Origin of the sequence: Tatumella morbirosei (genome assembly GCF_000757425.2) — a bacterium.
GTDB lineage: Bacteria > Pseudomonadota > Gammaproteobacteria > Enterobacterales > Enterobacteriaceae > Tatumella > Tatumella morbirosei.
Genome location: NZ_JPKR02000005.1, coordinates 808313 through 831545, shown reverse-complemented (window position 1 = coordinate 831545; position 23233 = coordinate 808313). Strand labels below are relative to the sequence as shown.

30 protein-coding genes are annotated in these 23233 nt (G+C 48.6%); 14 read left to right on the top strand and 16 right to left on the bottom strand.

Annotated features, from left to right (window positions below; all coding sequences use genetic code 11):
• Positions 1-58 precede the first annotated feature (58 nt).
• Positions 59-658, top strand: coding sequence for a 16S rRNA (guanine(966)-N(2))-methyltransferase (gene rsmD / locus HA49_RS19370; protein ID WP_038016448.1), 600 nt, complete (start codon positions 59-61; stop codon positions 656-658).
• A 2-nt stretch (positions 659-660) separates the two neighbouring features.
• Positions 661-930 carry a DUF1145 family protein gene (locus HA49_RS19365; protein ID WP_038016447.1) on the top strand — a complete coding sequence of 90 codons (270 nt, stop codon included), beginning with the start codon at positions 661-663 and terminating at the stop codon, positions 928-930.
• A 30-nt stretch (positions 931-960) separates the two neighbouring features.
• Here the strand turns inward: HA49_RS19365 and HA49_RS19360 are convergent, their stop codons facing one another.
• Entirely contained in the window at positions 961-1320 is a 360-nt protein-coding gene (locus HA49_RS19360) for a DUF2500 domain-containing protein (protein ID WP_038016443.1), read from the bottom strand.
• A gap of 167 nt (positions 1321-1487) precedes the next feature.
• Between HA49_RS19360 and HA49_RS19355 the strand changes: the two genes are divergently transcribed.
• The gene (locus HA49_RS19355; RefSeq protein WP_038016441.1) at positions 1488-2117 is read left to right on the top strand and encodes a lysoplasmalogenase; all 630 of its coding nucleotides are present in this window, start codon (positions 1488-1490) and stop codon (positions 2115-2117) included.
• A 34-nt stretch (positions 2118-2151) separates the two neighbouring features.
• Here the strand turns inward: HA49_RS19355 and tusA are convergent, their stop codons facing one another.
• Positions 2152-2397, bottom strand: a complete 246-nt coding sequence (tusA, locus tag HA49_RS19350; protein ID WP_038016440.1) for a sulfurtransferase TusA — start codon at positions 2395-2397, stop codon at positions 2152-2154.
• 216 nt (positions 2398-2613) lie between these two features.
• Between tusA and HA49_RS19345 the strand changes: the two genes are divergently transcribed.
• From HA49_RS19345 to hemB, 4 genes are all read left to right on the top strand, one after another.
• A complete protein-coding gene (locus HA49_RS19345; RefSeq protein ID WP_038016439.1) occupies positions 2614-3279 on the top strand; it encodes a 7-cyano-7-deazaguanine/7-aminomethyl-7-deazaguanine transporter in 666 nt (221 codons plus the stop codon).
• A gap of 112 nt (positions 3280-3391) precedes the next feature.
• Positions 3392-3949 carry a DcrB family lipoprotein gene (locus HA49_RS19340; protein ID WP_038016438.1) on the top strand — a complete coding sequence of 186 codons (558 nt, stop codon included), beginning with the start codon at positions 3392-3394 and terminating at the stop codon, positions 3947-3949.
• A 348-nt stretch (positions 3950-4297) separates the two neighbouring features.
• A complete protein-coding gene (gene proP, locus HA49_RS19335) occupies positions 4298-5803 on the top strand; it encodes a glycine betaine/L-proline transporter ProP (RefSeq protein WP_038016719.1) in 1506 nt (501 codons plus the stop codon).
• Positions 5804-5926: 123 nt separating this feature from the next.
• Positions 5927-6910, top strand: coding sequence for a porphobilinogen synthase (gene hemB / locus HA49_RS19330; protein ID WP_038016436.1), 984 nt, complete (start codon positions 5927-5929; stop codon positions 6908-6910).
• Positions 6911-6968: 58 nt separating this feature from the next.
• Here the strand turns inward: hemB and HA49_RS19325 are convergent, their stop codons facing one another.
• From HA49_RS19325 to pptA, 3 genes are all read right to left on the bottom strand, one after another.
• Positions 6969-7631, bottom strand: a complete 663-nt coding sequence (locus HA49_RS19325) for an epoxyqueuosine reductase QueH (protein WP_038016717.1) — start codon at positions 7629-7631, stop codon at positions 6969-6971.
• A gap of 218 nt (positions 7632-7849) precedes the next feature.
• A complete protein-coding gene (gene ssuE / locus HA49_RS19320; protein ID WP_038016435.1) occupies positions 7850-8407 on the bottom strand; it encodes an NADPH-dependent FMN reductase in 558 nt (185 codons plus the stop codon).
• 154 nt (positions 8408-8561) lie between these two features.
• Entirely contained in the window at positions 8562-8792 is a 231-nt protein-coding gene (gene pptA, locus HA49_RS19315) for a tautomerase PptA (RefSeq protein WP_038016433.1), read from the bottom strand.
• Positions 8793-9072: 280 nt separating this feature from the next.
• On the opposite strand from pptA, the gene HA49_RS19310 reads away from it, so the two are divergent.
• Entirely contained in the window at positions 9073-9282 is a 210-nt protein-coding gene (locus tag HA49_RS19310) for a hypothetical protein (protein ID WP_038016431.1), read from the top strand.
• A gap of 147 nt (positions 9283-9429) precedes the next feature.
• Here HA49_RS19310 and dnaC read toward each other — a convergent pair whose 3' ends face one another.
• Together dnaC and dnaT are read right to left on the bottom strand one after the other, a co-directional pair.
• The gene (gene dnaC, locus HA49_RS19305) at positions 9430-10170 is read right to left on the bottom strand and encodes a replicative helicase loader DnaC (protein ID WP_038016430.1); all 741 of its coding nucleotides are present in this window, start codon (positions 10168-10170) and stop codon (positions 9430-9432) included.
• Entirely contained in the window at positions 10170-10715 is a 546-nt protein-coding gene (gene dnaT / locus HA49_RS19300) for a primosomal protein DnaT (protein WP_038016428.1), read from the bottom strand. Before dnaT ends, dnaC begins: the two co-directional genes overlap by 1 nt.
• Before the next feature lie 178 nt (positions 10716-10893).
• Between dnaT and HA49_RS19295 the strand changes: the two genes are divergently transcribed.
• The 5 genes from HA49_RS19295 (at position 10894) to HA49_RS19275 (ending at position 16173) form a co-directional block, all read left to right on the top strand.
• On the top strand, positions 10894-11472 hold the full coding sequence (locus tag HA49_RS19295; RefSeq protein ID WP_038016426.1) for a DNA-3-methyladenine glycosylase I: 579 nt from the start codon (positions 10894-10896) through the stop codon (positions 11470-11472).
• Positions 11473-11585: 113 nt separating this feature from the next.
• Positions 11586-12629, top strand: a complete 1044-nt coding sequence (locus HA49_RS19290) for a LacI family DNA-binding transcriptional regulator (RefSeq protein WP_038016424.1) — start codon at positions 11586-11588, stop codon at positions 12627-12629.
• A gap of 269 nt (positions 12630-12898) precedes the next feature.
• The gene (gene ghrB, locus HA49_RS19285) at positions 12899-13876 is read left to right on the top strand and encodes a glyoxylate/hydroxypyruvate reductase GhrB (protein ID WP_038016421.1); all 978 of its coding nucleotides are present in this window, start codon (positions 12899-12901) and stop codon (positions 13874-13876) included.
• A gap of 95 nt (positions 13877-13971) precedes the next feature.
• Positions 13972-15225, top strand: coding sequence for a valine--pyruvate transaminase (locus HA49_RS19280; protein WP_038016715.1), 1254 nt, complete (start codon positions 13972-13974; stop codon positions 15223-15225).
• 30 nt (positions 15226-15255) lie between these two features.
• Positions 15256-16173, top strand: coding sequence for an EamA family transporter (locus tag HA49_RS19275; protein ID WP_038016418.1), 918 nt, complete (start codon positions 15256-15258; stop codon positions 16171-16173).
• Between the two features lie 46 nt (positions 16174-16219).
• On the opposite strand, the gene ibpA is transcribed toward HA49_RS19275, so the two are convergent.
• Positions 16220-16645 carry a small heat shock chaperone IbpA gene (gene ibpA / locus HA49_RS19270; protein WP_038016416.1) on the bottom strand — a complete coding sequence of 142 codons (426 nt, stop codon included), beginning with the start codon at positions 16643-16645 and terminating at the stop codon, positions 16220-16222.
• Positions 16646-16909: 264 nt separating this feature from the next.
• On the opposite strand from ibpA, the gene HA49_RS19265 reads away from it, so the two are divergent.
• Positions 16910-17272 carry a YceK/YidQ family lipoprotein gene (locus HA49_RS19265; protein WP_038016713.1) on the top strand — a complete coding sequence of 121 codons (363 nt, stop codon included), beginning with the start codon at positions 16910-16912 and terminating at the stop codon, positions 17270-17272.
• Here the strand turns inward: HA49_RS19265 and HA49_RS19260 are convergent.
• The 8 genes from HA49_RS19260 to HA49_RS19225 form a co-directional block, all read right to left on the bottom strand.
• Positions 17253-18506: a YidR family protein gene (locus HA49_RS19260; protein WP_038016415.1), complete on the bottom strand. Its 1254-nt coding sequence runs from the start codon at positions 18504-18506 to the stop codon at positions 17253-17255. The two genes, HA49_RS19265 and HA49_RS19260, sit on opposite strands and share 20 nt — an antisense overlap.
• A 133-nt stretch (positions 18507-18639) precedes the next feature.
• Entirely contained in the window at positions 18640-18852 is a 213-nt protein-coding gene (locus tag HA49_RS19255) for a YdgH/BhsA/McbA-like domain containing protein (protein WP_038016414.1), read from the bottom strand.
• Positions 18853-18989: 137 nt separating this feature from the next.
• Positions 18990-19202: a YdgH/BhsA/McbA-like domain containing protein gene (locus HA49_RS19250; protein ID WP_038016414.1), complete on the bottom strand. Its 213-nt coding sequence runs from the start codon at positions 19200-19202 to the stop codon at positions 18990-18992.
• A gap of 140 nt (positions 19203-19342) precedes the next feature.
• The gene (locus HA49_RS19245) at positions 19343-19555 is read right to left on the bottom strand and encodes a YdgH/BhsA/McbA-like domain containing protein (protein WP_038016413.1); all 213 of its coding nucleotides are present in this window, start codon (positions 19553-19555) and stop codon (positions 19343-19345) included.
• 144 nt (positions 19556-19699) lie between these two features.
• Complete coding sequence (locus HA49_RS19240; RefSeq protein WP_038016409.1) at positions 19700-19912, bottom strand: YdgH/BhsA/McbA-like domain containing protein; 213 nt, start codon at positions 19910-19912, stop codon at positions 19700-19702.
• A 321-nt stretch (positions 19913-20233) separates the two neighbouring features.
• Positions 20234-21049 carry a sugar-phosphatase gene (yidA, locus tag HA49_RS19235; RefSeq protein WP_038016406.1) on the bottom strand — a complete coding sequence of 272 codons (816 nt, stop codon included), beginning with the start codon at positions 21047-21049 and terminating at the stop codon, positions 20234-20236.
• Positions 21050-21196: 147 nt separating this feature from the next.
• Positions 21197-21979 carry a transporter substrate-binding domain-containing protein gene (locus HA49_RS19230; protein ID WP_038016404.1) on the bottom strand — a complete coding sequence of 261 codons (783 nt, stop codon included), beginning with the start codon at positions 21977-21979 and terminating at the stop codon, positions 21197-21199.
• A gap of 21 nt (positions 21980-22000) precedes the next feature.
• Positions 22001-23104, bottom strand: coding sequence for an NAD(P)/FAD-dependent oxidoreductase (locus tag HA49_RS19225; RefSeq protein WP_245610241.1), 1104 nt, complete (start codon positions 23102-23104; stop codon positions 22001-22003).
• Positions 23105-23233 lie beyond the last annotated feature (129 nt).

Below are 23233 nucleotides of genomic sequence, written 5' to 3'. Positions count from 1 at the left end.
TCTTATCACGTCTGCGCCCGTTAAACTAAGCAACAAATTATTAAGAGTTGTGATTGAGATGAATAAACATTCCCGGGCACCCTCAGGGGCCGGACAAATACGAATTATTGGCGGGCAGTGGCGCGGCAGAAAACTTCCGGTGCCGGAGAGTGCCGGGCTTCGTCCCACCACCGACAGAGTCCGTGAAACTCTGTTCAACTGGCTGGCCGCCGATTTACCTCAGTCACGGTGTCTGGATTGTTTTGCCGGTAGCGGCGCTCTGGGGATAGAGGCGCTGTCCCGTTATGCAGGACATGTGACTTTGCTCGAGCTGGAGCCTTCTGTCGCCCGTCAGCTGACCGCCAATTTACAGATGCTGAAAGCGGCAACAGGCCAGGTTGTTCAGGGTAATACTCTGCAATGGTTAAATCAGCCAGGTCAGCCTTACGATATCGTGTTTATAGACCCGCCTTTTCGCAAAGGGCTGCTGACAGAAACGATAACTCTGTTGGAAACCCGGTGCTGGCTGGCCAGTGAAGCCCTGATTTATATCGAGTGTGAAACAGAACAGGGGGCGTTACAGGTCCCTGACAGCTGGCGGCTATATCGCGAAAAAACGGCAGGTCAGGTAGCCTACCGTCTGTACTATCGTTCCGTGACAGACTCTCCGGGAGAATAACTATGTTGTTAATTGGCGGTCGTATCCTGATGATTTTTGTCTGGGCCTTTTTACTGATGAATCTGATTCATCCGGCACCTAAACCTCTGAAATATTTTATTGATGTCGCCCTGTTCTTTATGGTGGTGATGCACGGTCTGCAACTAGTGCTGCTGCGTGCCACCCAAAGCAAAGACGGCCCTGCGCTCAGTGGTCTGACCCAGATTAAGATTTTCTTTTTCGGGGTGTTTGAACTGCTAGCCTGGCAGAAAAAAAACTATCCTGGCAAGTAATACCGGAGCACAGACCTGGCTGAATAACTGCTAACGGCCACCCGGAGTAAAGCTGACAAAACGGGTCCCCTGCATCTTCAGGGCTCCCGTGGCACCTGCCTCACATTCGTCATACTGAGCCTCTGACATCAGCACCTTAAAGTTTTCGCCAACCGGAGTCCTGCGGAAAGTCACTTCATATCGCAGTGTCTCTCCGGCAATGACTTGCTGCTGGCGGGTATGACGATCGGGATACGGGAAGCTACGTTTACTGACCACCATGGCCTGCTGTGTCACCACGGGTGAATCATCATTCACCTGGTTTTCATTGCGCTGTTTAAAAAACTGTCGGCCAGCCAGAAAAGCGATGGCAACGACGACAATGATAATAATCAGGGGGGGTTTACTCATCGTTCCTCCGTGTTACCCACCGGCAGAAATAAAATCTGCATCATTTCACCTGCAATTTTTGTCATTCACAGTAATAATCGTTGGCAGCGGCCGAAAGTCAAACGGAACCCTTAATGCTGTGTGCGTTTTGTTCCCGGTCTGGTGTAAAGAAGATGAAGGAAGAGATTATGCTGTGGTCATTTCTTGCAGTGCTGTTTTCTGGCTGGCTGTACATTGATGCCTCTTACCGGGGTCCCCGCTGGCAACGCTGGTTATTTAAACCGGTAACATTCCTGCTGATGCTGGCCTGGGCATGGCAGGCTCCGACACAATCAGTCAGTGATTATTTACTGACAGGAGGCCTGATCGCTGCCATGGCGAGCGGGTTACTGAGTTTGCTATCCCGCCAACAGATGATGTATGCCTTTGGTGCCAGCTTTCTTTCTTATTTGCTCTACACCATCAATCTGACCCGTGGCATCACCCTGAATATTTACTGGCCGATACCGGTCACGTTCCTGGTGATTGGTCTGGTGGTGGCAGCAATTATCTGGAACCGTCTGGAAGAACTTCGTTGGCCGGTGTTCACTATGCTGGCGATGGTATTAGTCATGTGCTGGGTCGCAACGCTGCAATATTTCAGCCTGCAAACCGATAGAACACTTTCCATGATGGCCGGAACTGACTTACTGTTACTGGCCAATATCTGCTGGTTGATCAGTATCTTCCGCTTCCGGTTTGCGGCCGACAGAGTCATTTATGAAGCATTATTTATCATCGGCCATTTTATGATTATACGTTCGCTGTGGCTTTACTGACCTGCGACTCCGGCTGGCCGCAAGGCCGGTCGTTTTATACGCCTTTTTTGATCAGGAAATGAAAAGGAAGTTGTTCGGTATTCTGGGCCACTAAGGTATGTTCCATAAAACGGCAAAAGCCCGGAATATCACGGGTTGTCGCAGGATCATCGGCAATAATTAGTAGGGTTTCTCCGTCCTGCATAAACCGGATAGTTTTACGCACCATCATCACCGGCTCCGGGCAACGTAAGCCCCGGGCATCAAGGGTATGTCCGGCGGTACTAAAAAGGTCACTCATAAGCTTCTCTGTGCAACAAGGGGAGCCACTATTCTAACGCCAGCCCGGAGAGCAGACAAACGCCACCGGTGCGGTGAACCTGAGTCTCCCTCTTGCATTGTCCTCTGAAGCAGGTAACATGCGGCCGTTTTCTTGTACAATTTCCTGTGCCGTTTTGCAACAAGCGCTTACGGCAGTGTCAATGGGTTCCCTCACCCCAACTTAAAAAGGCCAGAAATGAACGCATTTAACCCTCGTCAGCGGCTGTCTGCCCGCATTATTTTATCGGTATTTCATTTACTGATCATTACTTCCAGTAATTATCTGGTGCAGTTGCCGGTTGATATCTTCGGCTTGCATACCACCTGGGGAGCCTTCAGCTTTCCGTTTATTTTTCTTGCCACTGACCTGACGGTGCGAATTTTTGGTGCTTCAATGGCGAGACGCATCATTATGCTGGCGATGCTGCCGGCCTTGTTTATCTCTTATATTGTGTCCTGCGTATTTTATCAGGGCGCGTGGCAAGGTTGGGATTCTCTGCAACATATGAACACTGTGGTCGGGCGGATAGCACTGGCCAGTTTTATGGCTTACGTGCTGGGACAGATCCTGGATATTTCAGTGTTTGACCGACTGCGTCGCTCAACACATTGGTGGCTGGCTCCCGCAGCGTCTATGTTTCTCGGCAATATCAGCGATACTCTGGCCTTCTTTTTTATTGCGTTTTACCACAGCAGTGACCTGTTTATGGCTCAACACTGGGTCGAAATTGCACTGGTGGATTACAGCTATAAGGTATTTATCTGTCTGGTATTTTTCCTGCCAGCCTACGGAGTACTGTTGAATGCTATCCTGAAACGGCTTTCCGGTAAAACACAGGGCCATTCTCCCAGTTTAGGTTAATGCTGAATGATCCTGGCTGTGACAACGGCTAAGATTTGGTGACAATCCACGGATTGATTTTCTGTTCCGTTTTCGATGTGATGCCTAATGTGGACAATAAAAAGGAATTCAGATGAGAAATTTAGTTAAATACCTCAGCGTCGGGTTATTGGTAATCGGGCTGGCCGCATGTGATCAGAAAAAAGAAGATACAGCAGGGCAGCACGCTGCTGCTGCCAGCCAGCAGGATTTGCAAACTGTCACACTGGTTGACGGAAAACTCAGCTTTGCTCTGCCAACCGGAATGACAGATCAGACCGGTAAACTGGGTACCACCAGCAACAATATGCATGTTTACGCTAATAACAACGGCCAGCAGGCAATTATTGTGATTACCGGGGACAGTACCAACGAAGCACTGGATGTTCTGACCCAGCGGCTGGAACAACAGCAACGCAACCGGGATCCACAGCTACAGGTCGTTTCTGATAAAGCTATCACTCTGAACGGGCAGCCTGCACAGCAACTGGATAGTGTCATTTCAGCCAAAAACCAGACCAGTTGGTCGACAGTGGTCATGACCAAAATTGATGGCAAGCTAATCACCTTACAGATTTCCTTACCTGCCGATAATCAGGCACAGTCGCAGACTACTGCCGAAAATATTGTCAAAACCATTTCTGTAAAGTAACCCCCTGTTGCTGATAAGCCCACCCGTTACGACGGGTAGGCTTATCCATCTCCCTAATCTGGCCATCTATACCCTCTATGGCTCTCCGGCCAACAAGCTGTGCCTACTGCCATTTATTCTTTCGCCTTTCTGCTGCTCTGACCGCTCCGATATAGCCTGATATGACTTTGGTCATAAAAAAAGTTATACTTAACCGTTCATAACGATGAAAACCCGATTAATTAATGTACCTTCAGGCTGGTCTCCTTCGACAAAAAGCATCTATGCTTAATGTCGCCGGTAATATTTGTACATACCTTTTACCGGGAAATTATACTGATTACTTATGAACTAAATACAGGTATGCATATGAAATTACGTAGGAAGCGTATAAAACCCATTGGGCTTGATGATGTTACTATTATTGATGACGCCCGGTTGCGAAAAGCGATAACAGCAGCAGCGCTTGGCAACGCGATGGAATGGTTTGATTTCGGAGTATATGGGTTTGTCGCCTTTGCTCTGGGTAAAGTTTTTTTCCCATCGGCATCACCTGGTATTCAGATGATCGCAGCTCTTGCCACGTTCTCTGTCCCCTTCTTAATCCGCCCGTTGGGTGGACTGTTTTTTGGAATGCTCGGTGACAAATACGGGCGCCAGAAAATTCTGTCAGTCACAATTGTGATCATGTCGATCAGTACCTTCTGTATCGGTTTGATCCCCTCTTATGCCTCCATCGGTATCTGGGCACCGATATTGTTGCTGATAGCTAAAATGGCACAGGGTTTCTCGGTCGGCGGTGAATATACCGGTGCGTCGATATTTGTTGCGGAATACTCACCGGACCGTAAGCGCGGATTTATGGGTAGCTGGCTGGATTTTGGCTCTATCATTGGCTTTGTCATGGGGGCCGGGATTGTCGTGCTGATTTCCACCATCATTGGCGACGAAAAATTCCTCTCCTGGGGCTGGCGCCTGCCGTTTTTCCTGGCTTTACCACTGGGCTTTGTCGGCTTGTACCTGCGTAATGCCCTGGAAGAAACTCCGGCATTTCAGCAACATGTGGAGAAACTGGAGCAGGGTGACCGGGAAGGTTTGCAGGATGGTCCTAAAGTCTCTTTTAAAGAAATTGCCACCAAACACTGGAAAAGCCTGCTCTCCTGCGTAGGACTGGTGATTTCTACTAACGTCACCTACTACATGTTGCTGACTTATATGCCCAGCTATCTGACGCATAACCTGAACTATTCTGAAGATCATGGTGTACTGATTATCATCGCCATTATGATTGGCATGTTGTTTGTTCAGCCAGTGATGGGCATGCTCAGTGACCGTTTTGGCCGTCGCCCGTTTGTCATTGTCGGCAGTATTCTGCTGCTGATTTTTGCCATCCCGGCCTTTATGCTGATAACCAGTGGCGCGATTGGTTTAATTTTCGCCGGGCTGCTGATTCTGGCTGTGATCCTTAATGCATTTACCGGGGTGATGGCTTCAACCCTGCCGGCCATGTTCCCGACCCATATCCGTTATAGCGCACTGGCCAGTGCTTTTAATATCTCGATTCTGATTGCCGGCCTGACCCCCACACTGGCCGCCTGGCTGGTCGAAGCCAGCAATAATCTGTTTATGCCGGCATACTATCTGATGGTGATTGCGGTAGTAGGTTTACTGACCGGGATATTTATGAAGGAAACCGCCAATAAACCTCTGATTGGTGCAACTCCTGCGGCCTCAGACCTGGAAGAAGCCCGCGAATTGTTGCAGGAACATCACGACAATATTGAACAGAAAATCGAAAATATTGACGAAGAAATCGCACGCCTGGAAGCGAGACGTAAGAATCTGGTGCAACAGCATCCGGATATTAACGAGTAATCTGTTCCCCTCAGTGTTCCCGATGCTGAGGGGAATATGTAACAATTGGCACAGCGTGTATCGTCTGCACTGGTTAAAAAGAGTAAACTGTCCCTACATTTTTTAATCAGTGCCGGGTAAACCATGTCCGATTTTTCTCTTGTGCAGCGCCCAAGAAGGCTGCGTAAAAATTCATCTGTCCGCGAATTGTTTAAAGAAACCTCACTGAGCCTGAATGATCTGGTTCTGCCGATTTTTGTCGAAGAAGGTCTGGATGATTACCAGCCAATTACGGCAATGCCAGGTGTGGTTCGGATTCCGGAAAAGCGGCTGGCCTATGAAATTGAACGTATTGCCAACGCAGGGATCCGTTCTGTCATGACCTTCGGAATTTCTCATCATCTGGACGAAACCGGCAGTGACAGCTGGGCAGAAAATGGCCTGGTGTCACGGATGTCACGTATCTGTAAAGAGACCGTCCCTGAAATGATCGTGATGTCTGATACCTGTTTCTGCGAATATACTTCCCATGGCCACTGCGGCGTTCTGTGTGATGGTATCGTACACAATGATCAGACCCTGACTAATCTTGGTAAGCAAGCCGTTGCGGCCGCACACGCAGGCGCTGATTTTATCGCTCCTTCGGCGGCAATGGATGGTCAGGTTAAAGCCATTCGCCAGGCACTGGATGCCGCCGGATTTACCGACACCGCCATCATGTCTTATTCCACCAAATTTGCCTCGGCATTCTATGGCCCATTCCGTGAAGCAGCAGGAACCGCTCTGAAAGGTGACCGTAAAACCTATCAGATGAATCCAATGAATCGCCGTGAAGCCATCCGTGAGTCACTGATTGATGAGGCAGAGGGTGCTGATGCGTTAATGGTAAAACCTGCCGGCGCATATCTGGATGTATTACGGGATATTCGCGAGCGTACCGACCTGCCCCTGGCGGCTTATCAGGTCAGTGGTGAATATGCGATGATCAAATTCGCCGCACAGGCAGGAGCCATTGATGAACAGAACGTAGTGTTGGAAAGCCTGGGCGCTATCAAACGAGCCGGTGCCGACATCATTATGAGCTATTTCGCGCTGGACCTGGCTGAGAAAAAAATCCTGACCCGGTAATCTGACGCTCAAAAACACTAAAGGCGTCTTTACAGACGCCTTTAAACTTTCAGGTACGTTATTTGTTTGGGTCCGGCTCATAGTACTGAACACCAATGGTGATGCGTTCACGCCCTGTCGCCACACGGTGGCGATTTGTATCACGCAGTGAGTAAATACAACCGCAGTACTCCTGTTGATAAAAACGTTCACGCTTACTGATATCAATCATCCGCGCTGACCCCCCACCTTTACGCCAGTTGAACTCCCAGTAGAGCATATCCGGATATTTTGCCGCAGCACGTACACCACAGCCATTGATCTGTTTCATATCCTTCCAACGGGAGATCCCCAGCGAAGATGTGATAACAGGGAAACCATGTTCGTGAGCATACAATGCAGTACGTTCGAAGCGCATATCGAAACACATCGTGCAGCGTTCACCTCGTTCCGGTGACCACTCCATACCCTTTGCCCGCTCAAACCAGTTATCCCGGTCATAGTCAGCATCAACGAAAGGCACACCAAACTTCTCAGCAAAACGAATATTTTCTTCCTTACGCAGTTCATATTCTTTCAGCGGATGGATATTCGGATTATAGAAAAAGATAGTGTATTCAATACCCGAGGCCAGCATGGCTTCCATGACTTCCCCGGAGCAGGGTGCGCAGCAGGAATGCAACAATACTTTATTATGACCACCTGGCAGCGGCAGCGGTTTTCTTTCGATAGCGTCAGACATACTCAGATTTCCAATACGTAACAACAGCGATATAGTGTCAGCGGGGCAAAACCCCGGATGCAAAGTGTACAGCATATTGTTATCGGATTCTTTTCAATACGCCAGTGAGGAGTCACAAAAAAAAGGTTTTCACAGGAAGAGTATGGAAACAGAAGCGGATAAAGAGAATGGCGGGCAACTGGCTGACCTTCAACGATAGCCACAAATGCCCGCACAGGTCAGGCGACCAGCCCTGCAAGCATGGGGGTATGCAAACGATTCAGTGCATTCAGGAAGGCATTCAGCTCATTATTCAGCCGGTCGATAATCACCTGGTCGATCTTTGCCTCTCTGTCGCTTTGCTTAACCTGTGAATCATCAGCAAACACACCGTGTAAAATATCACGGGCTTTCAGAGCACTCAGTACCGGTTTCAGTGCATAATCGATCGCCAGCAGATGGGCGTGACTGCCTGCGGTAGCAACCGGAAGCACCACTTTATTTTCCAGAGCGCGTTCCGGTAACAGGTCCAGAATCGTTTTCAATGCTCCGGAATAGGCCGCTTTGTAAACCGGTGTGGCAATAATCAAACCTTGTGCGCTGGCGAGATCCTCCTTAAACAGAGAGATAGCCGGTGCATCAAACCGCGCCTGAATCAGGTCATCCGGGTCAAAATGCTGAATATTCCAGGGAAGCACTTCAATCCCCTGAGACTCAAGAATTTTCTGGCTGAGTGTCAGTAATGCCGTAGAGCGCGAAGGAAAGCGCGGACTTCCGGCTAAAGTCACTACCCGCATGACAGTCCCCTTATCAGTATGCTGTTTTCAGAAAAATATGCGGGAATGATGACAGAGCGATAAGGGCAGGAAAAATAATATATCCGGCAAAGCTATTGCCGGATACAGATATACACCGTGCATAAGGGATGGTGCACAGCAATCAAAAGATGTCTTACATCTTATAGCCAGGCTTTTTGATCAACTCATCCATCTCAGGGGCTATCTGGGTATCCCATACCCTGGCTTTCCACTCTGCCTGCGGGATATATTTGAGCGCAATACTGACAGCAGACTCTTTACTCTGCATATGCTGTTCAAGAACTTCGGTCAGCGCTCTGGACAGGGCTGTTTCTTGCTCATCAGTGAGTTCTCGCGGGAAAGCTTTAATTTCGATATGCGGCATTGCCGGCTCCTGTCTGAATTAATGAAAAATCACCTGGTTGCAGGCCGGTTCTGATAATGACACCAGAACATCCTGCCGGGAAGCCTGTCCCAACATAAAGGTGCCCCACCTCTGTTGATGAACCCGGAATTTAATTTGTTGTTAAAAAAATTTTTCTCACAATAGCCTCATTTCACCGTTTTTTCCGCTTTGCACAGGAAAAATATCCACGGCACAACCCCGCGTCACCCACGAAAAAGTGTTCCACCGGATAGGCGATCAGCTGCAGCAGAAGAAAATAGTGGATGAACATTTCTATTCCCCGGTGAATCATCGTGAGCAGATTGCCTGCATATTCCCGGGGGAAGGCTTTACTCTGCCTCATTCTCCGGGATTACAGGCCAGGCCATCGGTAGTGTATATCGTGCTGCCCCCGGGTGGCATCCGCCGGAGGGAAGAGCGTGCCCGGGTGATTTTTTACTGGCTATCAGCAAAGCTGAATACCAGGTAACGATGGGGATACAGGACATTTTTGTGGCACTGATGAAGAGTAAATCTGCATTACAGCTGAAAAATTGTCCCACTTTCTCGGGATTTATCGGGACAGCACTGAAACTTCTGCGACAATCAGCCACCGGGAGTTAACCTTTAACAAAGATTAATATTCGTCTCCGCGTACCCGGTCGCGATAACTCTCCCAGTCAAAACGAACCCACATGCTGTTACCGAGCCGCATCCGGTCCATCACTCGTTCGCCCAGCAAAGCATTCATTCCGTCATGATTCAGATTCGACAACATACCTGTCGGGCGTTTCGATGAGGAACGACGATCGACTATCTGATTGATTATCACCTTCTCATAGCGTGACTCGGTTTGCATGCCAATCTCATCAATGACCAGCAGGTCAACACTACTCAAATCGTTAATCAGCCCCTCTTCAGTCAACTGACTGTCACCACTAAAGGTCCCTTTCATATTCGACATCAGGTCAGCGACAGTGACAATCAGCACACTTTTGCCACGCAAAATTAAATCATTACCAATTGCCGCCGCCAGATGGTTTTTACCGGTGCCCGGTCGCCCGGAAAAGACAAAACTGGCAATACTATTGTCAAACTCTGCGGCATATTGTCTTGCCATAGTTAACGCTTTGCTTTGTGCTTCGTTTTCTACCCGATAATTGTCAAATGAACAGTTAATGTGTAACTCGCGAATTCCGGATCGTCCCATGATACGCTGCATTTTCATGGCACGGTTTTCACGGACAATGGATTCTGAGCGCAACAATCCCTGCTGCTGGTTCCAGGCCAGTAACTCCTCACCATTAGTGAATTTAGGCCTGACCCCTGCGGGCATCAATCGTTGTAAACGGCTGAACAGATTTTCCGGTGTTTTCATTATTCACCCCTGAAACCATTAGGAATCTGACGGTCAGGTTCCGCCACCTGAGTATGATCGCGGCGTGTCTGAGGATATTTATTCACTCTGCCTGCCTGGAGGGAGCGGGCCAGTTTTTGCTGCCACTGAATATGATGAAATGTCCGGCCTTCTGCCTGCCAGTAAGAGACAAAGGAAGCCAGCTCTTCATCACTCACCGGTTCACCCAATGCTATCCCCCATATTGCAGCCTGGCGCAAGAAGTCCGGGTCTGGTTGCCAGCCGGCAAACATCGGAAATTTTCCGGCGGGTATTCGCAAAGAGACCGGTGACACTTCCTGCTGGTCAAAAAACTGATCATCAAGCGCCACATCCGTAGGCCGTTGCATAGCAGATTCTGCAGCTAACAACTCCGCCAACCGTTCCGCCGTCAACGCATACATCACCGGAGCATTCTTATCAAATACCGCAAGGGTCCCCTGCCCTGCATTTTCCAGTGCAGAGAGCGGATTCTGGCTGAATTCATCCAGCCCGATGACAGATGAAGCTAAAAGTTTAACCGGCATAACAGAACCTGACTGATCAAATATCCCGTTCCGCACAAATCCCGTATCGCGGAACCACCTCCCTATAGTGTATCAAGTTTGTCGGCGTGGATCGCAAAAACATGCAGTGAATATTCCTGCCGCTTTCGCTATGCCCGGCTAGAATAGGTGAACTTTGGCAACATTCCGGGAAACGATAATGACAATTCAGCGTTGTTCCTGGGTCAGTGATGACCCGCTTTACATTGCCTACCATGACCATGAATGGGGCGTTCCACAGAAAGATCCACAAGTCTTGTTCGAAATGCTGTGTCTTGAAGGTCAGCAGGCGGGATTATCATGGATAACAGTGCTCAGAAAACGGGAAGCTTATCGCCGGTTATTTCATCAGTTTTCGCCGGCACTCATCGCGAAAATGACCTTGCCGGACATTGAGCCACGGTTGTCGGACCCTTCAATTATCAGGCACCGTGGTAAAATTAATGCGATTATCAGTAATGCACAGGCACTGCTGGTTATGGAATCTTCCGGAGAGTCGTTCAGTGATTTCCTGTGGGGATTTGTAGAAAATCAGCCTGTCGTCAATCACTATGGCAATGCACATGATGTTCCGGTAACCAGCCCCGTGGCGATGAAAATGTCCGCAGCGCTGAAAAAGCGTGGATTCAAATTTATCGGGCCCACCATCTGCTACGCTTTTATGCAGGCTACAGGGATGGTTAACGATCATCAGACCCACTGTTTTTGCCATCCGGACAATGCTTCTGACACACTATAAATCACAGCAGATAAATACCACTTTTCAAAGCAGGGTCGAATATCTGCTGACGGACAGGCATAATTACCTTGCAAGGCCTGCTTTTCTGCAGGTTTAACCGGAGAAGGAACGGAATGACAAGCAGGCCAGCAAGAGCCACTATCAGTGATGTCGCTAAAGCCGCAGGTACCGGAAAAACCAGTGTTTCCCGCTATCTGAATGGCGAGTTAAATGTGTTATCCCCTGCACTTAAAGAACGAATAGAGCAGGCTATCGCCACACTTAATTACCGCCCCAGCCAAATGGCTCGTAGTCTGAAAAGAGGTCGGACACGCCTCATAGGACTGATAATTGCGGATATTACCAATGCTTATTCGGTAGAAATCATGTGTGGTATAGAAGCGGCATGTCGGGATTATGGTTTTACCCTGCTAATGTGTAATACCAATAATGAGGTATCACTGGAGCAATATTATATCCAGTTACTCAGCAGCTACCAGGTTGAAGGGATTATCGTTAATGCTGTTGGCATGCATGAAGAAGAGCTAAGCCGTCTTCAACAATCCCGCCTGCCCATGACGCTGATAGACCGAAAAATTGAAGATTTTGACTGCGATGTCATTGGTCTTGATAACCATGAAGCCTCCGAAAAAGTCACGCGCCATCTGGCTGATAACGGTTATAACGCCCTGTTGTTTATCAGCGAGCCTGTTGGCAGCGTGAATACCCGAAGAGAACGACTTAAAACTTTTTGTCAGACCGTCGCGACTTATCCGGAAGTACAGGGAGAGAATACCGAAATTGCCTTACATCAGGAAGCTGAACTCAACCATTGTCTGGATGACTTTTTAAGCAGAAACCGCCACCAGCGCTGTGCAATTATTACTGCCAATGGTTCTTTGACATTACAGGTGGTTAAGCAGTTACAGGCGAAGGGTATTGTCTGTGGTACTGATGTCGGACTGGTCGGCTTTGATGAGATGAACTGGTCATCACTGGTCGGCACTGGAATCACCACGCTCAGGCAACCTACTCATCAGATAGGTTATCGCTCACTGCAAAGCGTCATCAATCGTATAAAACAGGCAGAGTCAGAACGCACCGAACACTTCTTCAGCGGTGAACTGGTGATCCGCGGATCGAGTCAGCCTTTACAGTCCATCCGACGCGTTCAATGACCCGCAGATAGCCTTCATACAATGTGACGATCCTGCAAGAAAGAGTAATACCTTATAAACCGGACAAAGGCTAAATTAATGTTCCGGATGTTTTCACAACAGACAGCACACTTCAGGTCTGCTGTCCGGCTATCCGGCTATGGGTTTGCTTCCGCGGACAGTGGCTTAAACCCTCCCGAAGCTGACTGCAGTTATACCACACAGGATATCTGCTGCAGCCCGTAATACGGGCTTTCATTAATCACAACCTCAAAACCAGGAGAGGCGGAATGAAACCCCCGGTTATCGTATATAAACCTTTACCAGCTGAGCTACAAAGTCTTCTGTCGGAACATTGCCAGATAACCGAAGTCAGCGATCTGAGCGAGAATACCGTGGCACAACACGCGACCGCCTTTTCTCAGGCGGTCGGACTGTTGGGTTCCGGGGCTAAAGTGAACCAGGCATTACTCAACAAAATGCCGGCGTTGCGTGTCTGCTCTACCCTGACGGCCGGGTACGACCTGTTCGATGTTGATGCCCTGAATGCACGGCAAATTGCCCTGATGCATACCACAATATTAAGTGAAACAGTTGCCGATACCATTTTCGCACTGATCCTCGCCAGTGCCCGACACATAACCTGGCTGGATAACTGGGTCAAAGCAGGTAAATGGCAAAAAAGTATCACCCCTGAGTTATTCAGTATCGATGTGCATCACAAAACGCTCGGTATAATTGGAATGGGACGAATTGGTATGGCGGTAGCGCAACGAGCGCATCTTGGTTTCAGTATGGATATTCTGTACAACGCTCGGACAAGTCACCCGGACGCAGAACAGCGCTTTTCGGCACAGTATTGCGGTCTTGAAGAGTTACTGGAAAAAAGCGACTTCGTCTGCATTATTTTACCTCTCTCTGATGAAACACGGCAGTTGATTGGAGCGCAACAGCTGGCGTTGATGAAACCCGGGGCGGTGCTGGTGAATGCGGGTCGTGGCGCAGTCCTCGATCAACAGGCGCTGACTGATGCCCTGAAAAATAAGCAGATTTATGCCGCAGGCCTGGATGTTTTCGAACGCGAACCCATACCAGCCAACTCAGAACTGCTGACACTACCCAACGTGGTCACTTTACCGCATGTCGGTTCAGCCACCCATCAGACACGATACGCAATGAAGCGTGAAGGTGTGGAAAATCTGATTGCCGCGCTGGCCGGAAAACTGGATAAGAATTGCGTCAACCCTCAGTCGGTAAAACAGCAATAATGGTTTAATTTTCATATTAAACATCATTATGATTGCGCCCGTAACAGACGGGCGCTATCGTGACTGCACCTGCGATTAACCAACTTTCTCCTGCTATGCATTTTTCTCAGTTCGGCAACAAATTTACCCGTCAGACAGGGATTTCCCGTTTAATGGAAGATATGGGGCGTGGTTTACGCACCCCGGGCACAGTCATGCTCGGCGGAGGTAATCCGGCGAAAATCCCTGAAATGGATGACTATTTTCAGCAATTACTGGCAGAAATGCAGCAAAGTGGTGCGTTAACAGAGGCACTCTGCAACTATGATGGTCCCCGCGGTAAAGATGCCTTGCTGGAGAGCCTTGCGAGAACGTTGAAAGAAAGCCATGGCTGGGATATCTCGGCCAGGAATATCGCCCTGACCAACGGCAGTCAGAGTGCGTTTTTCTATCTGTTTAATCTGTTTGCCGGTAAACAGGCAGATGGCTCCACACGCAAAGTCTTGTTTCCTCTGACCCCCGAATACCTCGGCTATGCCGATGCAGGCCTGGAAGAAGATCTGTTCGTTGCCGCCAGACCGACTATCAGTCGCCTGCCGGAAGGACAGTTCAAGTATCATGTGGATATGGAAAACCTTGTTTTCGGGGATGATATTGGTCTGATGTGCGTTTCACGCCCGACAAACCCGACCGGGAACGTGATTACCGATGAGGAGTTGAGCGGTCTGGATCAACTGGCCCGCCAACATAATATTCCACTGCTGATCGATAATGCTTACGGGTTACCGTTTCCCGGCATCATTTTTACCGAAGCCCGGGCACTGTGGAACCCAAATATCATTCTGTGCATGAGTCTTTCTAAACTGGGACTGCCCGGGGCACGCTGTGGAATTATCATAGCCAATGAAGAGACTATCCAGGCGCTCAGCAATATGAACGGTATCATCAGCCTGGCTCCAGGCAGCGTCGGTCCGGCCATTGCTCATGAAATGCTTTGTCGTAAAGATTTGCTGCGGCTATCAGAACAGGTCATCAGGCCCTATTACAAAAACAAAGTCGCTGAAACTATTGACCTGATTCGTCGTTACATCCCTGAAGAGCGTTGTCTGATCCATAAGCCGGAAGGTGCGATTTTTCTCTGGCTGTGGTTCCAAAATCTGCCGGTTTCTACAGAAGAACTCTACCACCGACTAAAGGCCAGAGGAGTATTGATGGTACCAGGGCATTTTTTCTTTCCGGGTCTGACCGGGGAATGGCAGCATACCCGTCAGTGTATGCGAATGAATTATGTCCCTGATAATCAAGAGATAGAACGCGCGATTGTTATCCTTGCAGAGGAGCTGGACCGGTTTTTTTCTGCAGAAAATTAATATTAACCTTTACGGGCCACAGGCTTAATTATGCGATTTAAAGATGTGTTACTGGCATTATGTGTAGTGATTATCTGGGGAATAAATTTCGTCATTATCAAAGTCGGCCTGGAAGGTATCCCGCCTTTCTTACTTGCCACACTGCGCTTTGCCCTGGTGGCGTTTCCCGCCTGTCTGTTTATTCCACGGCCAGCAGTCCCTTTTAAATGGTTGCTGGCCTATGGGCTGACGATAAGCTTTGGGCAGTTTGCTTTCCTGTTCCTGTCGATAAAACTCGGCATGCCTGCAGGCCTGGCGTCACTGATACTGCAGGCTCAGGTGTTTTTCACCTTGTTGTTTGGCGCCGTTTTTCTTAAAGAGTCACTGCGCTGGTACAACGTTGTCGGCTTACTGATTTCGGTGCTGGGAATGATTTTTCTTGCCGAACACAGCCTGGCTGGAACCACATCCCATGGCATGCCACTCATCGCTTTGCTGCTGACACTAGCCGCAGCGTTTTGCTGGGGTCTGGGGAATATCACAAATAAAGTCATTATGCGTCACCATCCGGTGCCTGCCATGTCGCTGGTTGTCTGGAGCGCCTTTATCCCTGTATTACCTTTTATACTCTGCAGCTGGTTATTTGACGGGGCTGATGCTGTAAAAAACAGTCTGGTCAATTTCTCATCCACTGGAGTATTTTCGGTTATCTATCTGTCATTTTTGTCGACAATTGTCGGCTACGGGTTGTGGGGAGGGTTACTGGGCCGTTATGAGGCATCGCGGGTCGCCCCTATGGCTCTGCTGGTACCCGTGGCAGGTATACTCAGTGCATCCGTTTTATTGCATGAAACTATGAGCCCTGCCCAGATGACAGGTATTGTCGTGATTATTGCTGGTCTGCTGGTTAATACCTTCGCCGGAAGGATCCGGCAGCGGCAACGCAGAACCACCGCTGGCAGTCGATAAAAAACGCCGCAATTTATGCGGCGTCAGGCATCTTTTAACCCGTTACTTAGCGGGCAGAATCACTGATTTCAATGCGGCGGGGTTTTACTTCTTCGGGAGTAATACGCTCAAGGTCGATACTCAGTAATCCATTTTCCAGCCGCGCATCGCGGACTACAATATGGTCTGCTAACTGGAATTTACGTTCGAAATTACGTTCTGCAATTCCCTGGTAGAGGTATTTTTTCTCTGGTTGTTCAACAGGATGTGAGCCTTTGACTACCAGCATGTTGTCGTGAAAGGTAATATCCAGTTCTTGTTGTGAAAAACCAGCTACCGCGATTGTGATCCGGTAGTGGGTGTCATCAACCAGTTCAACATTATAAGGAGGATAGCCACCATTCGCCTGGTTAGGGTTTGACTCCAGCAGGTTGAATAAACGGTCAAAACCGATGGCTGAACGGTATAGGGGGGACAGATCAAAGTTACGCATAATCAAACTCCTGAATTTCAGCAAGTATATATAGCCTTCCCTGAGGGACAGACCGAAAAGTGCAGATACCCCTGACGGCGATATCCTGCGGCGTTACTGATAAAATGGGGCCGATCGCATTTTTTTCAAGCAAATCGAGTTTTTTTAGGGTAACTAATGAGAATTGTCTTACACTCAAAGAACCATCGCAGTCATCTGAGTTATATAAGCAACGAGTAAAGCTGCCTGAAATATCGGTTATTGAGGATAAAAGGGACGACTATGATTAAAGTAATCAACCGGATTCCGACAGCAGGTATCATTGTCTGGTGTGCGTTCTGTGCTACCGGCTGTTCCAGTGTGATGTCACATACCGGTCCGGAACAAGGGTACTATTCGGGTACGCGGGCAAATACTGAAATACTGGAAGACCATAATACGCGCTGGCCGATTAAAACACTTGCAGTGGTGGATTATCCGTTTTCTGCAGTTATGGATACTCTGCTGGTCCCGTGGGATTACTTCCGTAAAGATAATAAATCAGGCGGGAGCTCGCTGCGTGCCAGAGTCGCTGAAAGCGAAACTCTGGCCAGGACAGATACCATGATGCCTCCCCCACCGGCCACGGTCAAAAATCAGTCACCATAAACAGTTGTCTCCAGCCGCTGATATCCCTCATATAAGCAATTTTCAGCCCGTCAGGGGACCAGACTACCGCATCGGCGCAGGGTGCCTGTTCAGTACGGGGAGTCAGTCTCCGGCAGAGCCCTGAACGAATATCACATGCCATAATGCTGTTATCACATACAAAAGCCACTACATCATCCTGCGGATGCCAGTTTACCACCGAGGCAATACTGTCGGGGAGACAGGTGATCTGTTCAGGTGTTCCCCCTTCAGGGGAGATACTCCACAACTGGATAATCCCATTCTCATCGGCCATCAGGAAAGTGATGATACTTCCATCTGGTGATGTTCGTAACCAGTGACGGGGCTGTAACGCAATTCCACGAGTGTGTGTCAGTCTTCTCTGAACTACTCCCTGTGGTGGGAAAGGTAAACGGTCAGTCAGTCCCTGCAACGGAAAAACACCATCGGTCGTAAAGTCTTCAGGGTGTTCTGGTAAATCGACAATAAAGATTTCCGGAACCTTTCTCCCTTCGCTGGAGAGCGTATCTCCAATAAATACCAGCGCCCTGCGCTGCCATTCACCGCTGGCTTTCCGATAACCGGCGTTACCTACCCATCCTTCCTCATAGGCCCGGTTGATCTGATCACTTCCGGGTTGAGGATTCACCGTCGTCTGACTAACCAGGACGCAAAAATGGCTGCCGTTATATTCCCGGGGATGCTGTCCGCAAACAATTACCGGGTGCAAGGGTACTGCCACCCCCACATTACGCATATCTTCTGCCAAAGATCGCTCATGCATCACATGATCATTGTAGGTGAAACTGAGGAATTCACCTTCACTATCAAACATATGCACATGAGTCCCACCTCGTAAAGCCCCCGGAGTATAAGGTGGGGTAATATCACAGGCATCCAGAGTGATTGCGCGGCCATCCTCGATAATCACGCCACGACGGTGATGGAAATCATAATGCCAAAACTTATCCGGATTCTCGGGACCGTGAATGCAGACATAGCGTTCGGGAAGCCCGGGACTGCAACTGATCACCCCGACACAGGCTCCCTGTGAAGCCCGATACAGGATTTCATTCTGCCCGTTATTAACATTTACACGCTCGACCGTCAGGCTGTTAAACGTCGCCTCCGGTGGTCGGGTATCAAAAACCAGCCATTGACTGTCCGGAGTCCAGATCTGCGAGTTTGTCAGCTGATGATGGCGAGGGTCAAAAGTTAATTGTTTTTCCTGCATTGCACGCGTCCATTACGGTTCCGGTGGTGAGGAATATGCAATATTCTGTAGCATTGCGCCAGTACCATATCCACTATAAACAAGAAAAGCTGCCCTGAGGCAGCTTTTCCGGCGACTTACTCACACTGTTTTATTATTTATTCAGCTCAGCAGACATATACACACGATTGTTATTAATCGCACTGGTAATAGTATATGAAGATGCACCTGCTGCTTTAGCTTTCGCGGCAATCTGAGCCTGAGCGCCATCCAGGGTACTGCTGGTCGCAGATACAGACTCAGCGAAAGCACCGAAAGACAGGGCAGATAATGCAGCAGCTGCAATTAAAGTAGTCATAGTTTTCATGGTCAAATTCCTTCTTTATGGTTTATTACGCAGGGCACACATTGTCCTGATTTCACACCAGCATTATTCATCACGGCAAATTAATGTTATTTTCTGAGAGTATTTACCGGTCAGAAAATAATATACTGTCGGTTTTATTATTTATTCAGCTCTGCAGACATATACACACGATTGTTATTAATCGCACTGGTAATAGTATATGAAGATGCACCTGCTGCTTTGGCTTTAGCGGCAATCTGAGCCTGAGCGCCATCCAGGGTACTACTGGTCGCAGAGACAGACTCAGCGAAAGCACCGAAAGACAGGGCAGATAATGCAGCAGCTGCAATTAAAGTAGTCATAGTTTTCATGGTCAAATTCCTTCTTTATGGTTTATTACGCAGGGCACACATTGTCCTGATTTAAATCATCTTTGTTATTTATTACGTCGATTTTTTCTTATCCAGAAAGACAATTTCTGTCAGAAAATAATACTTAGGAATATATACGTTTATTTATTCAGTTCAGCGGTCATATATACATGGTTATTATCAGTAGCACTGGTAATAGTGTATGACGATGCACCTGCTGCTTTGGCTTTCGCAGCAATCTGAGCCTGGGCTCCGTCCAGTGTACTGCTGGTCGCAGAGACAGACTCAGCGAAAGCACCAAAAGACAGGGCAGATAATGCTGCCGCAGCAACTAAAGTAGTCATAATTTTCATGGTCAAATTCCTTCTCTGTGATTTGTTACGCAGGACATCAATAATCCTGATGCAGCTAATAATAACTGATGTCACTATTTCTTTATTAACTAACTGTGCGATCTCCGTCACAAAAAAACGGAAGTATCGACTCATAATCAGTGATTATTTATTCAGTTCTGCAGTCATATAAACACGGTTGTTATTAACAGCACTGGTAATGGTGTATGAAGAAGCACCTGCTGCTTTGGCTTTTGCAGCAATCTGTGCCTGAGCACCATCCAGAGTACTGCTAGTCGCAGAGACAGACTCAGCGAAGGCACCGAAAGACAATGCAGATAAGGCAGCAGCAGTGATTAAAGTCGTCATCGTTTTCATAGTTAACACCTCAATAAAGTTTAAAAAGTATCATTAGTTTTGATGAAATAATGATACCTATAGTTACTATTAGCGTGTTAACAGAAAATGCGATCTCAGTCACTATGAGTAACAATACCGGACAAACATTAGCCAGATCTTGTTAACTAATTAATATTATTGTATTTAATGAGAATACACCGAAGGGCTGTTGCTACAATGAAGTAACACAATGCTGACCCGTAACGACACCGGAGTGAAAGCCCGTGTAAAAAATCAGTCAGAAAGGTGGAGGACTAACAACAGGGGTAGGACAGGCATCTGGCGATGCCTGTTTCAGCTTCAGGCAGTGAGCGCCCATTTTTCGATAGCCCGGGCTACACCATCTTCTGCATTAGTAGTGGTTTGATAGCGGGCTTGCCGTTTTACTGAGTCAATAGCATTGCCCATTGCAACGCCACTGCCGGCATAAGCAATCATTGCCAGATCATTTTCATGATCGCCAATCGCCATCACCTCATCCGCTGTGAAGCCAAGGAGTTCAGCCAGTTTCCTGACCCCCTCCCCTTTATTTACCTGATTATTCAGGATTTCCAGATAGTACGGCGCACTCTTCAGAATTGTGTAATCCTGCATAATTTCCGGTGGCAGACGGGTAATCGCGGCATCCAGTAATTCCGGCTCATCGATCATCATCAGTTTTGGAAAGCGTAGCGTAGCGTCCATCTCCTCAGGCGAGCGATAACGCAAAGGAATACCAGTCAGAGAAACCTCATGCACCGTATACTTACTGATGTCTTTATTGGGGGTATAGAGGTGGGTTTTATCCAGTGCCTGAAAATGGACGCCATACTCAACGGACAGTTGCCAGAATTTCAGGTAATCCGCGTGACCCAGCGTGACCTCCGCCACACAGCTTCCATCATCAGCACGCTGGACTAATGCACCGTTATAACTGATGCAAAACTGACCCGGGGTATCCAGGCCAAGCTCGGTGATGTAACGCTTCATCCCTATATGGGGTCTTCCGGAGGCCAGAACCACAATAATCCCCTGTGCCTGAGCCCGGGCAATTGCTGATTTTACTGCCGGTGTAATTTTATGTTCCGGGTCCAGTAACGTGCCATCCATATCAAGTGCTATCAGTTTAATTGCCATAACATCCTCATGATTTACCGAATATCATCTGATGCTATCCTGTTTACGTCGAATCTGACAGCGTTCCCCTGGCAACAATCCGCACAGATCACAGTATCTGACTGATCAGACTGGATTATTGATTTCCTGCGAATATCATCCGAAGAATTACTTATGCTGTACTGCAACATTAAAGGTGAACCACTGGTGGCTCAGCTTTGCAAAACTCCCATCAGAATAGATCCCGGCGATCGCCTGATTGACCTGCTGCTGAAGCTGAAGATCTTCGCCTTTCCGAAAACCAATCCCTGTCCCCTGACCGAATAATGCAGTATCGGTCACCTCCCTGCCCTTCAAAGCATAGCCGGCGCCCTGAGGTTTTTTCAGAAATGAGAAAGTAGCCGACACCGCATCATCCAGGCTTGCATCCAGTCTGCCGGCGATCAGGTCTGTGTAAATCTGGTCAGGTGACTGATAGCTCACCACTTCCACACCCTGTGGCCGCCAGTACTTATCTGCATAGGTTTCAAAAACAGACCCCTGTTGTACCCCCACACGATGACCTTTAAGACTCGCTGCATTTGCCACCAGAGGACTGCTCTTCGCGGCTATCAGATACACCGGCGTGCTGAACAGCGGCAGGGAGAAATCGACAGACTTTTTGCGCTCATTGTTTATCGACAGCGATGAAAGGATGATGTCAAACTTTCGGGCCTGCAACGCGGGAATGAGCGAATCAAACGGCAGTGATACAAACGTACAATGCCGGTGAATTCTTTCACAAATCTCCTCGCCCAGTTGCACATCGAAACCGGTCAGATGACCAGAATCATCCATATATTCAAATGGCGGAAAGGTAGGATCGATACCTACAGTGAGGGGAGGCAAAGTCTGTGCGGCATAACTACCGGACATTCCACCGGCAAACAACAACACTATCCACTTTTTCATTAATCCCTCTCTGGCCTGAAGTTATTCCTGATTAAAACGTTCCGGGCGGAAATCAGCCAGCATCGGGTGCCGCTTACCGGTCACCATTTCTCCTGCCAGCAGTTCACCAATAATCAGTGCCAGAGTGGCTCCTGAATGGGTGAATGCAATATAACAGCCCGGGAAACCGGGTAACTCACCGAGCACCGGAAAACCATCGGCAGGAACAGGCTTACGACCTGCTTTGTAGCTGGCGACTTTTAACGGCGTTCCAAGGGAAAGTATCCGATCAGCTTCTTCCAGCAGACGTGCGGGGATTTGTGGACTGACTGTAAAACTACCGTCGTCCTGCTGGCGGATATCTTCAACATACCAACTATGGTCTAGCGCCAGTGTATGGCCGGGATTTGGACGTAAAGCCACCCGCGGAGTATTGAAGACCTTGTCAGGCAGAATATCGGCTGGTTCACTGATGGCAAGCATTGATAATACAGACCCGTCCGGCAGAGAGTATCCCAGAGAACCCACCACTGCAGGAGTTTCAGCCCCACAAGCGACTAACACACGGTCAAAAGGCAACAGCCCATCTTCCGGGGTAATCACGCCGCAAATCCTCCCCTCCATATCGGCAGATGGCAGCACTTTTCCTGCATGTTGTACGGTTTCCCCCCCCAGTGCTGTAAATTCTGCCAGTAACGTGTGAATAAGTTCCGGCAGGCTTACCCAACCTTCTCCGGGATTGAACAGTGCCGCACCGTTAACCGCCTGTGGATTCACCAGCGCTTCGATCGTCATCAGTTGCTGAGGATCATTTAATAGCTCAGACTGGTAACCATGGTCAGTTTCCGCCTTGTGCCATTCAACCACTTCTTCGGGGCGGGACCAGAACACTCCTCCAGAAAATTTGAGCCAGTCGATTGGTGATAGCCGGTGATACAGCGTCTGATAACGGGCAATCCCCGCCATACGTAACAGGTAATAACTTTCTGGCCAGCAGCCGGAGGCATTTAACCAGGAAAGGGAGCGACCGGAAGCTTGAGAGGCCCACATATCTTCAGTGAACAAAGTAACTTCAGCACCGGCTTTAACCAACTGATGGGCACAGGAGACTCCTATAACCCCACCACCAATAACTGCAACTTTCATCCATACCTCCATGGTTTAATGGAATGAGTATTGCCTCCGGTCAGTGAGATATGAAATAGGATTTATTAATGGCTAATGGCGGAAAGACACAAAATGCGGGATTCGGAATAAAAAAACCCTCTTTGTCAC

Excerpts from the sequence above, each read along its gene's own strand:
- HA49_RS19245 (WP_038016413.1), bottom strand. The coding sequence starts at position 19,555 with ATGAAAATTATGACTACTTTAGTTGCTGCGGCAGCATTATCTGCCCTG.
- rsmD (WP_038016448.1), top strand. The coding sequence starts at position 59 with ATGAATAAACATTCCCGGGCACCCTCAGGGGCCGGACAAATACGAATT.
- HA49_RS19280 (WP_038016715.1), top strand. The coding sequence starts at position 13,972 with ATGCATTTTTCTCAGTTCGGCAACAAATTTACCCGTCAGACAGGGATT.
- HA49_RS19250 (WP_038016414.1), bottom strand. The coding sequence starts at position 19,202 with ATGAAAACTATGACTACTTTAATTGCAGCTGCTGCATTATCTGCCCTG.
- pptA (WP_038016433.1), bottom strand. The coding sequence starts at position 8,792 with ATGCCGCATATCGAAATTAAAGCTTTCCCGCGAGAACTCACTGATGAG.
- tusA (WP_038016440.1), bottom strand. The coding sequence starts at position 2,397 with ATGAGTGACCTTTTTAGTACCGCCGGACATACCCTTGATGCCCGGGGC.
- HA49_RS19360 (WP_038016443.1), bottom strand. The coding sequence starts at position 1,320 with ATGAGTAAACCCCCCCTGATTATTATCATTGTCGTCGTTGCCATCGCT.
- HA49_RS19355 (WP_038016441.1), top strand. The coding sequence starts at position 1,488 with ATGCTGTGGTCATTTCTTGCAGTGCTGTTTTCTGGCTGGCTGTACATT.
- HA49_RS19275 (WP_038016418.1), top strand. The coding sequence starts at position 15,256 with ATGCGATTTAAAGATGTGTTACTGGCATTATGTGTAGTGATTATCTGG.
- HA49_RS19340 (WP_038016438.1), top strand. The coding sequence starts at position 3,392 with ATGAGAAATTTAGTTAAATACCTCAGCGTCGGGTTATTGGTAATCGGG.
- HA49_RS19240 (WP_038016409.1), bottom strand. The coding sequence starts at position 19,912 with ATGAAAACGATGACGACTTTAATCACTGCTGCTGCCTTATCTGCATTG.
- ssuE (WP_038016435.1), bottom strand. The coding sequence starts at position 8,407 with ATGCGGGTAGTGACTTTAGCCGGAAGTCCGCGCTTTCCTTCGCGCTCT.
- HA49_RS19290 (WP_038016424.1), top strand. The coding sequence starts at position 11,586 with ATGACAAGCAGGCCAGCAAGAGCCACTATCAGTGATGTCGCTAAAGCC.
- HA49_RS19230 (WP_038016404.1), bottom strand. The coding sequence starts at position 21,979 with ATGAAAAAGTGGATAGTGTTGTTGTTTGCCGGTGGAATGTCCGGTAGT.
- HA49_RS19225 (WP_245610241.1), bottom strand. The coding sequence starts at position 23,104 with ATGAAAGTTGCAGTTATTGGTGGTGGGGTTATAGGAGTCTCCTGTGCC.
- dnaT (WP_038016428.1), bottom strand. The coding sequence starts at position 10,715 with ATGCCGGTTAAACTTTTAGCTTCATCTGTCATCGGGCTGGATGAATTC.
- dnaC (WP_038016430.1), bottom strand. The coding sequence starts at position 10,170 with ATGAAAACACCGGAAAATCTGTTCAGCCGTTTACAACGATTGATGCCC.
- ghrB (WP_038016421.1), top strand. The coding sequence starts at position 12,899 with ATGAAACCCCCGGTTATCGTATATAAACCTTTACCAGCTGAGCTACAA.
- HA49_RS19260 (WP_038016415.1), bottom strand. The coding sequence starts at position 18,506 with ATGCAGGAAAAACAATTAACTTTTGACCCTCGCCATCATCAGCTGACA.
- proP (WP_038016719.1), top strand. The coding sequence starts at position 4,298 with ATGAAATTACGTAGGAAGCGTATAAAACCCATTGGGCTTGATGATGTT.
- hemB (WP_038016436.1), top strand. The coding sequence starts at position 5,927 with ATGTCCGATTTTTCTCTTGTGCAGCGCCCAAGAAGGCTGCGTAAAAAT.
- HA49_RS19365 (WP_038016447.1), top strand. The coding sequence starts at position 661 with ATGTTGTTAATTGGCGGTCGTATCCTGATGATTTTTGTCTGGGCCTTT.
- HA49_RS19345 (WP_038016439.1), top strand. The coding sequence starts at position 2,614 with ATGAACGCATTTAACCCTCGTCAGCGGCTGTCTGCCCGCATTATTTTA.
- HA49_RS19295 (WP_038016426.1), top strand. The coding sequence starts at position 10,894 with ATGACAATTCAGCGTTGTTCCTGGGTCAGTGATGACCCGCTTTACATT.
- HA49_RS19255 (WP_038016414.1), bottom strand. The coding sequence starts at position 18,852 with ATGAAAACTATGACTACTTTAATTGCAGCTGCTGCATTATCTGCCCTG.
- HA49_RS19325 (WP_038016717.1), bottom strand. The coding sequence starts at position 7,631 with ATGTCTGACGCTATCGAAAGAAAACCGCTGCCGCTGCCAGGTGGTCAT.
- ibpA (WP_038016416.1), bottom strand. The coding sequence starts at position 16,645 with ATGCGTAACTTTGATCTGTCCCCCCTATACCGTTCAGCCATCGGTTTT.
- yidA (WP_038016406.1), bottom strand. The coding sequence starts at position 21,049 with ATGGCAATTAAACTGATAGCACTTGATATGGATGGCACGTTACTGGAC.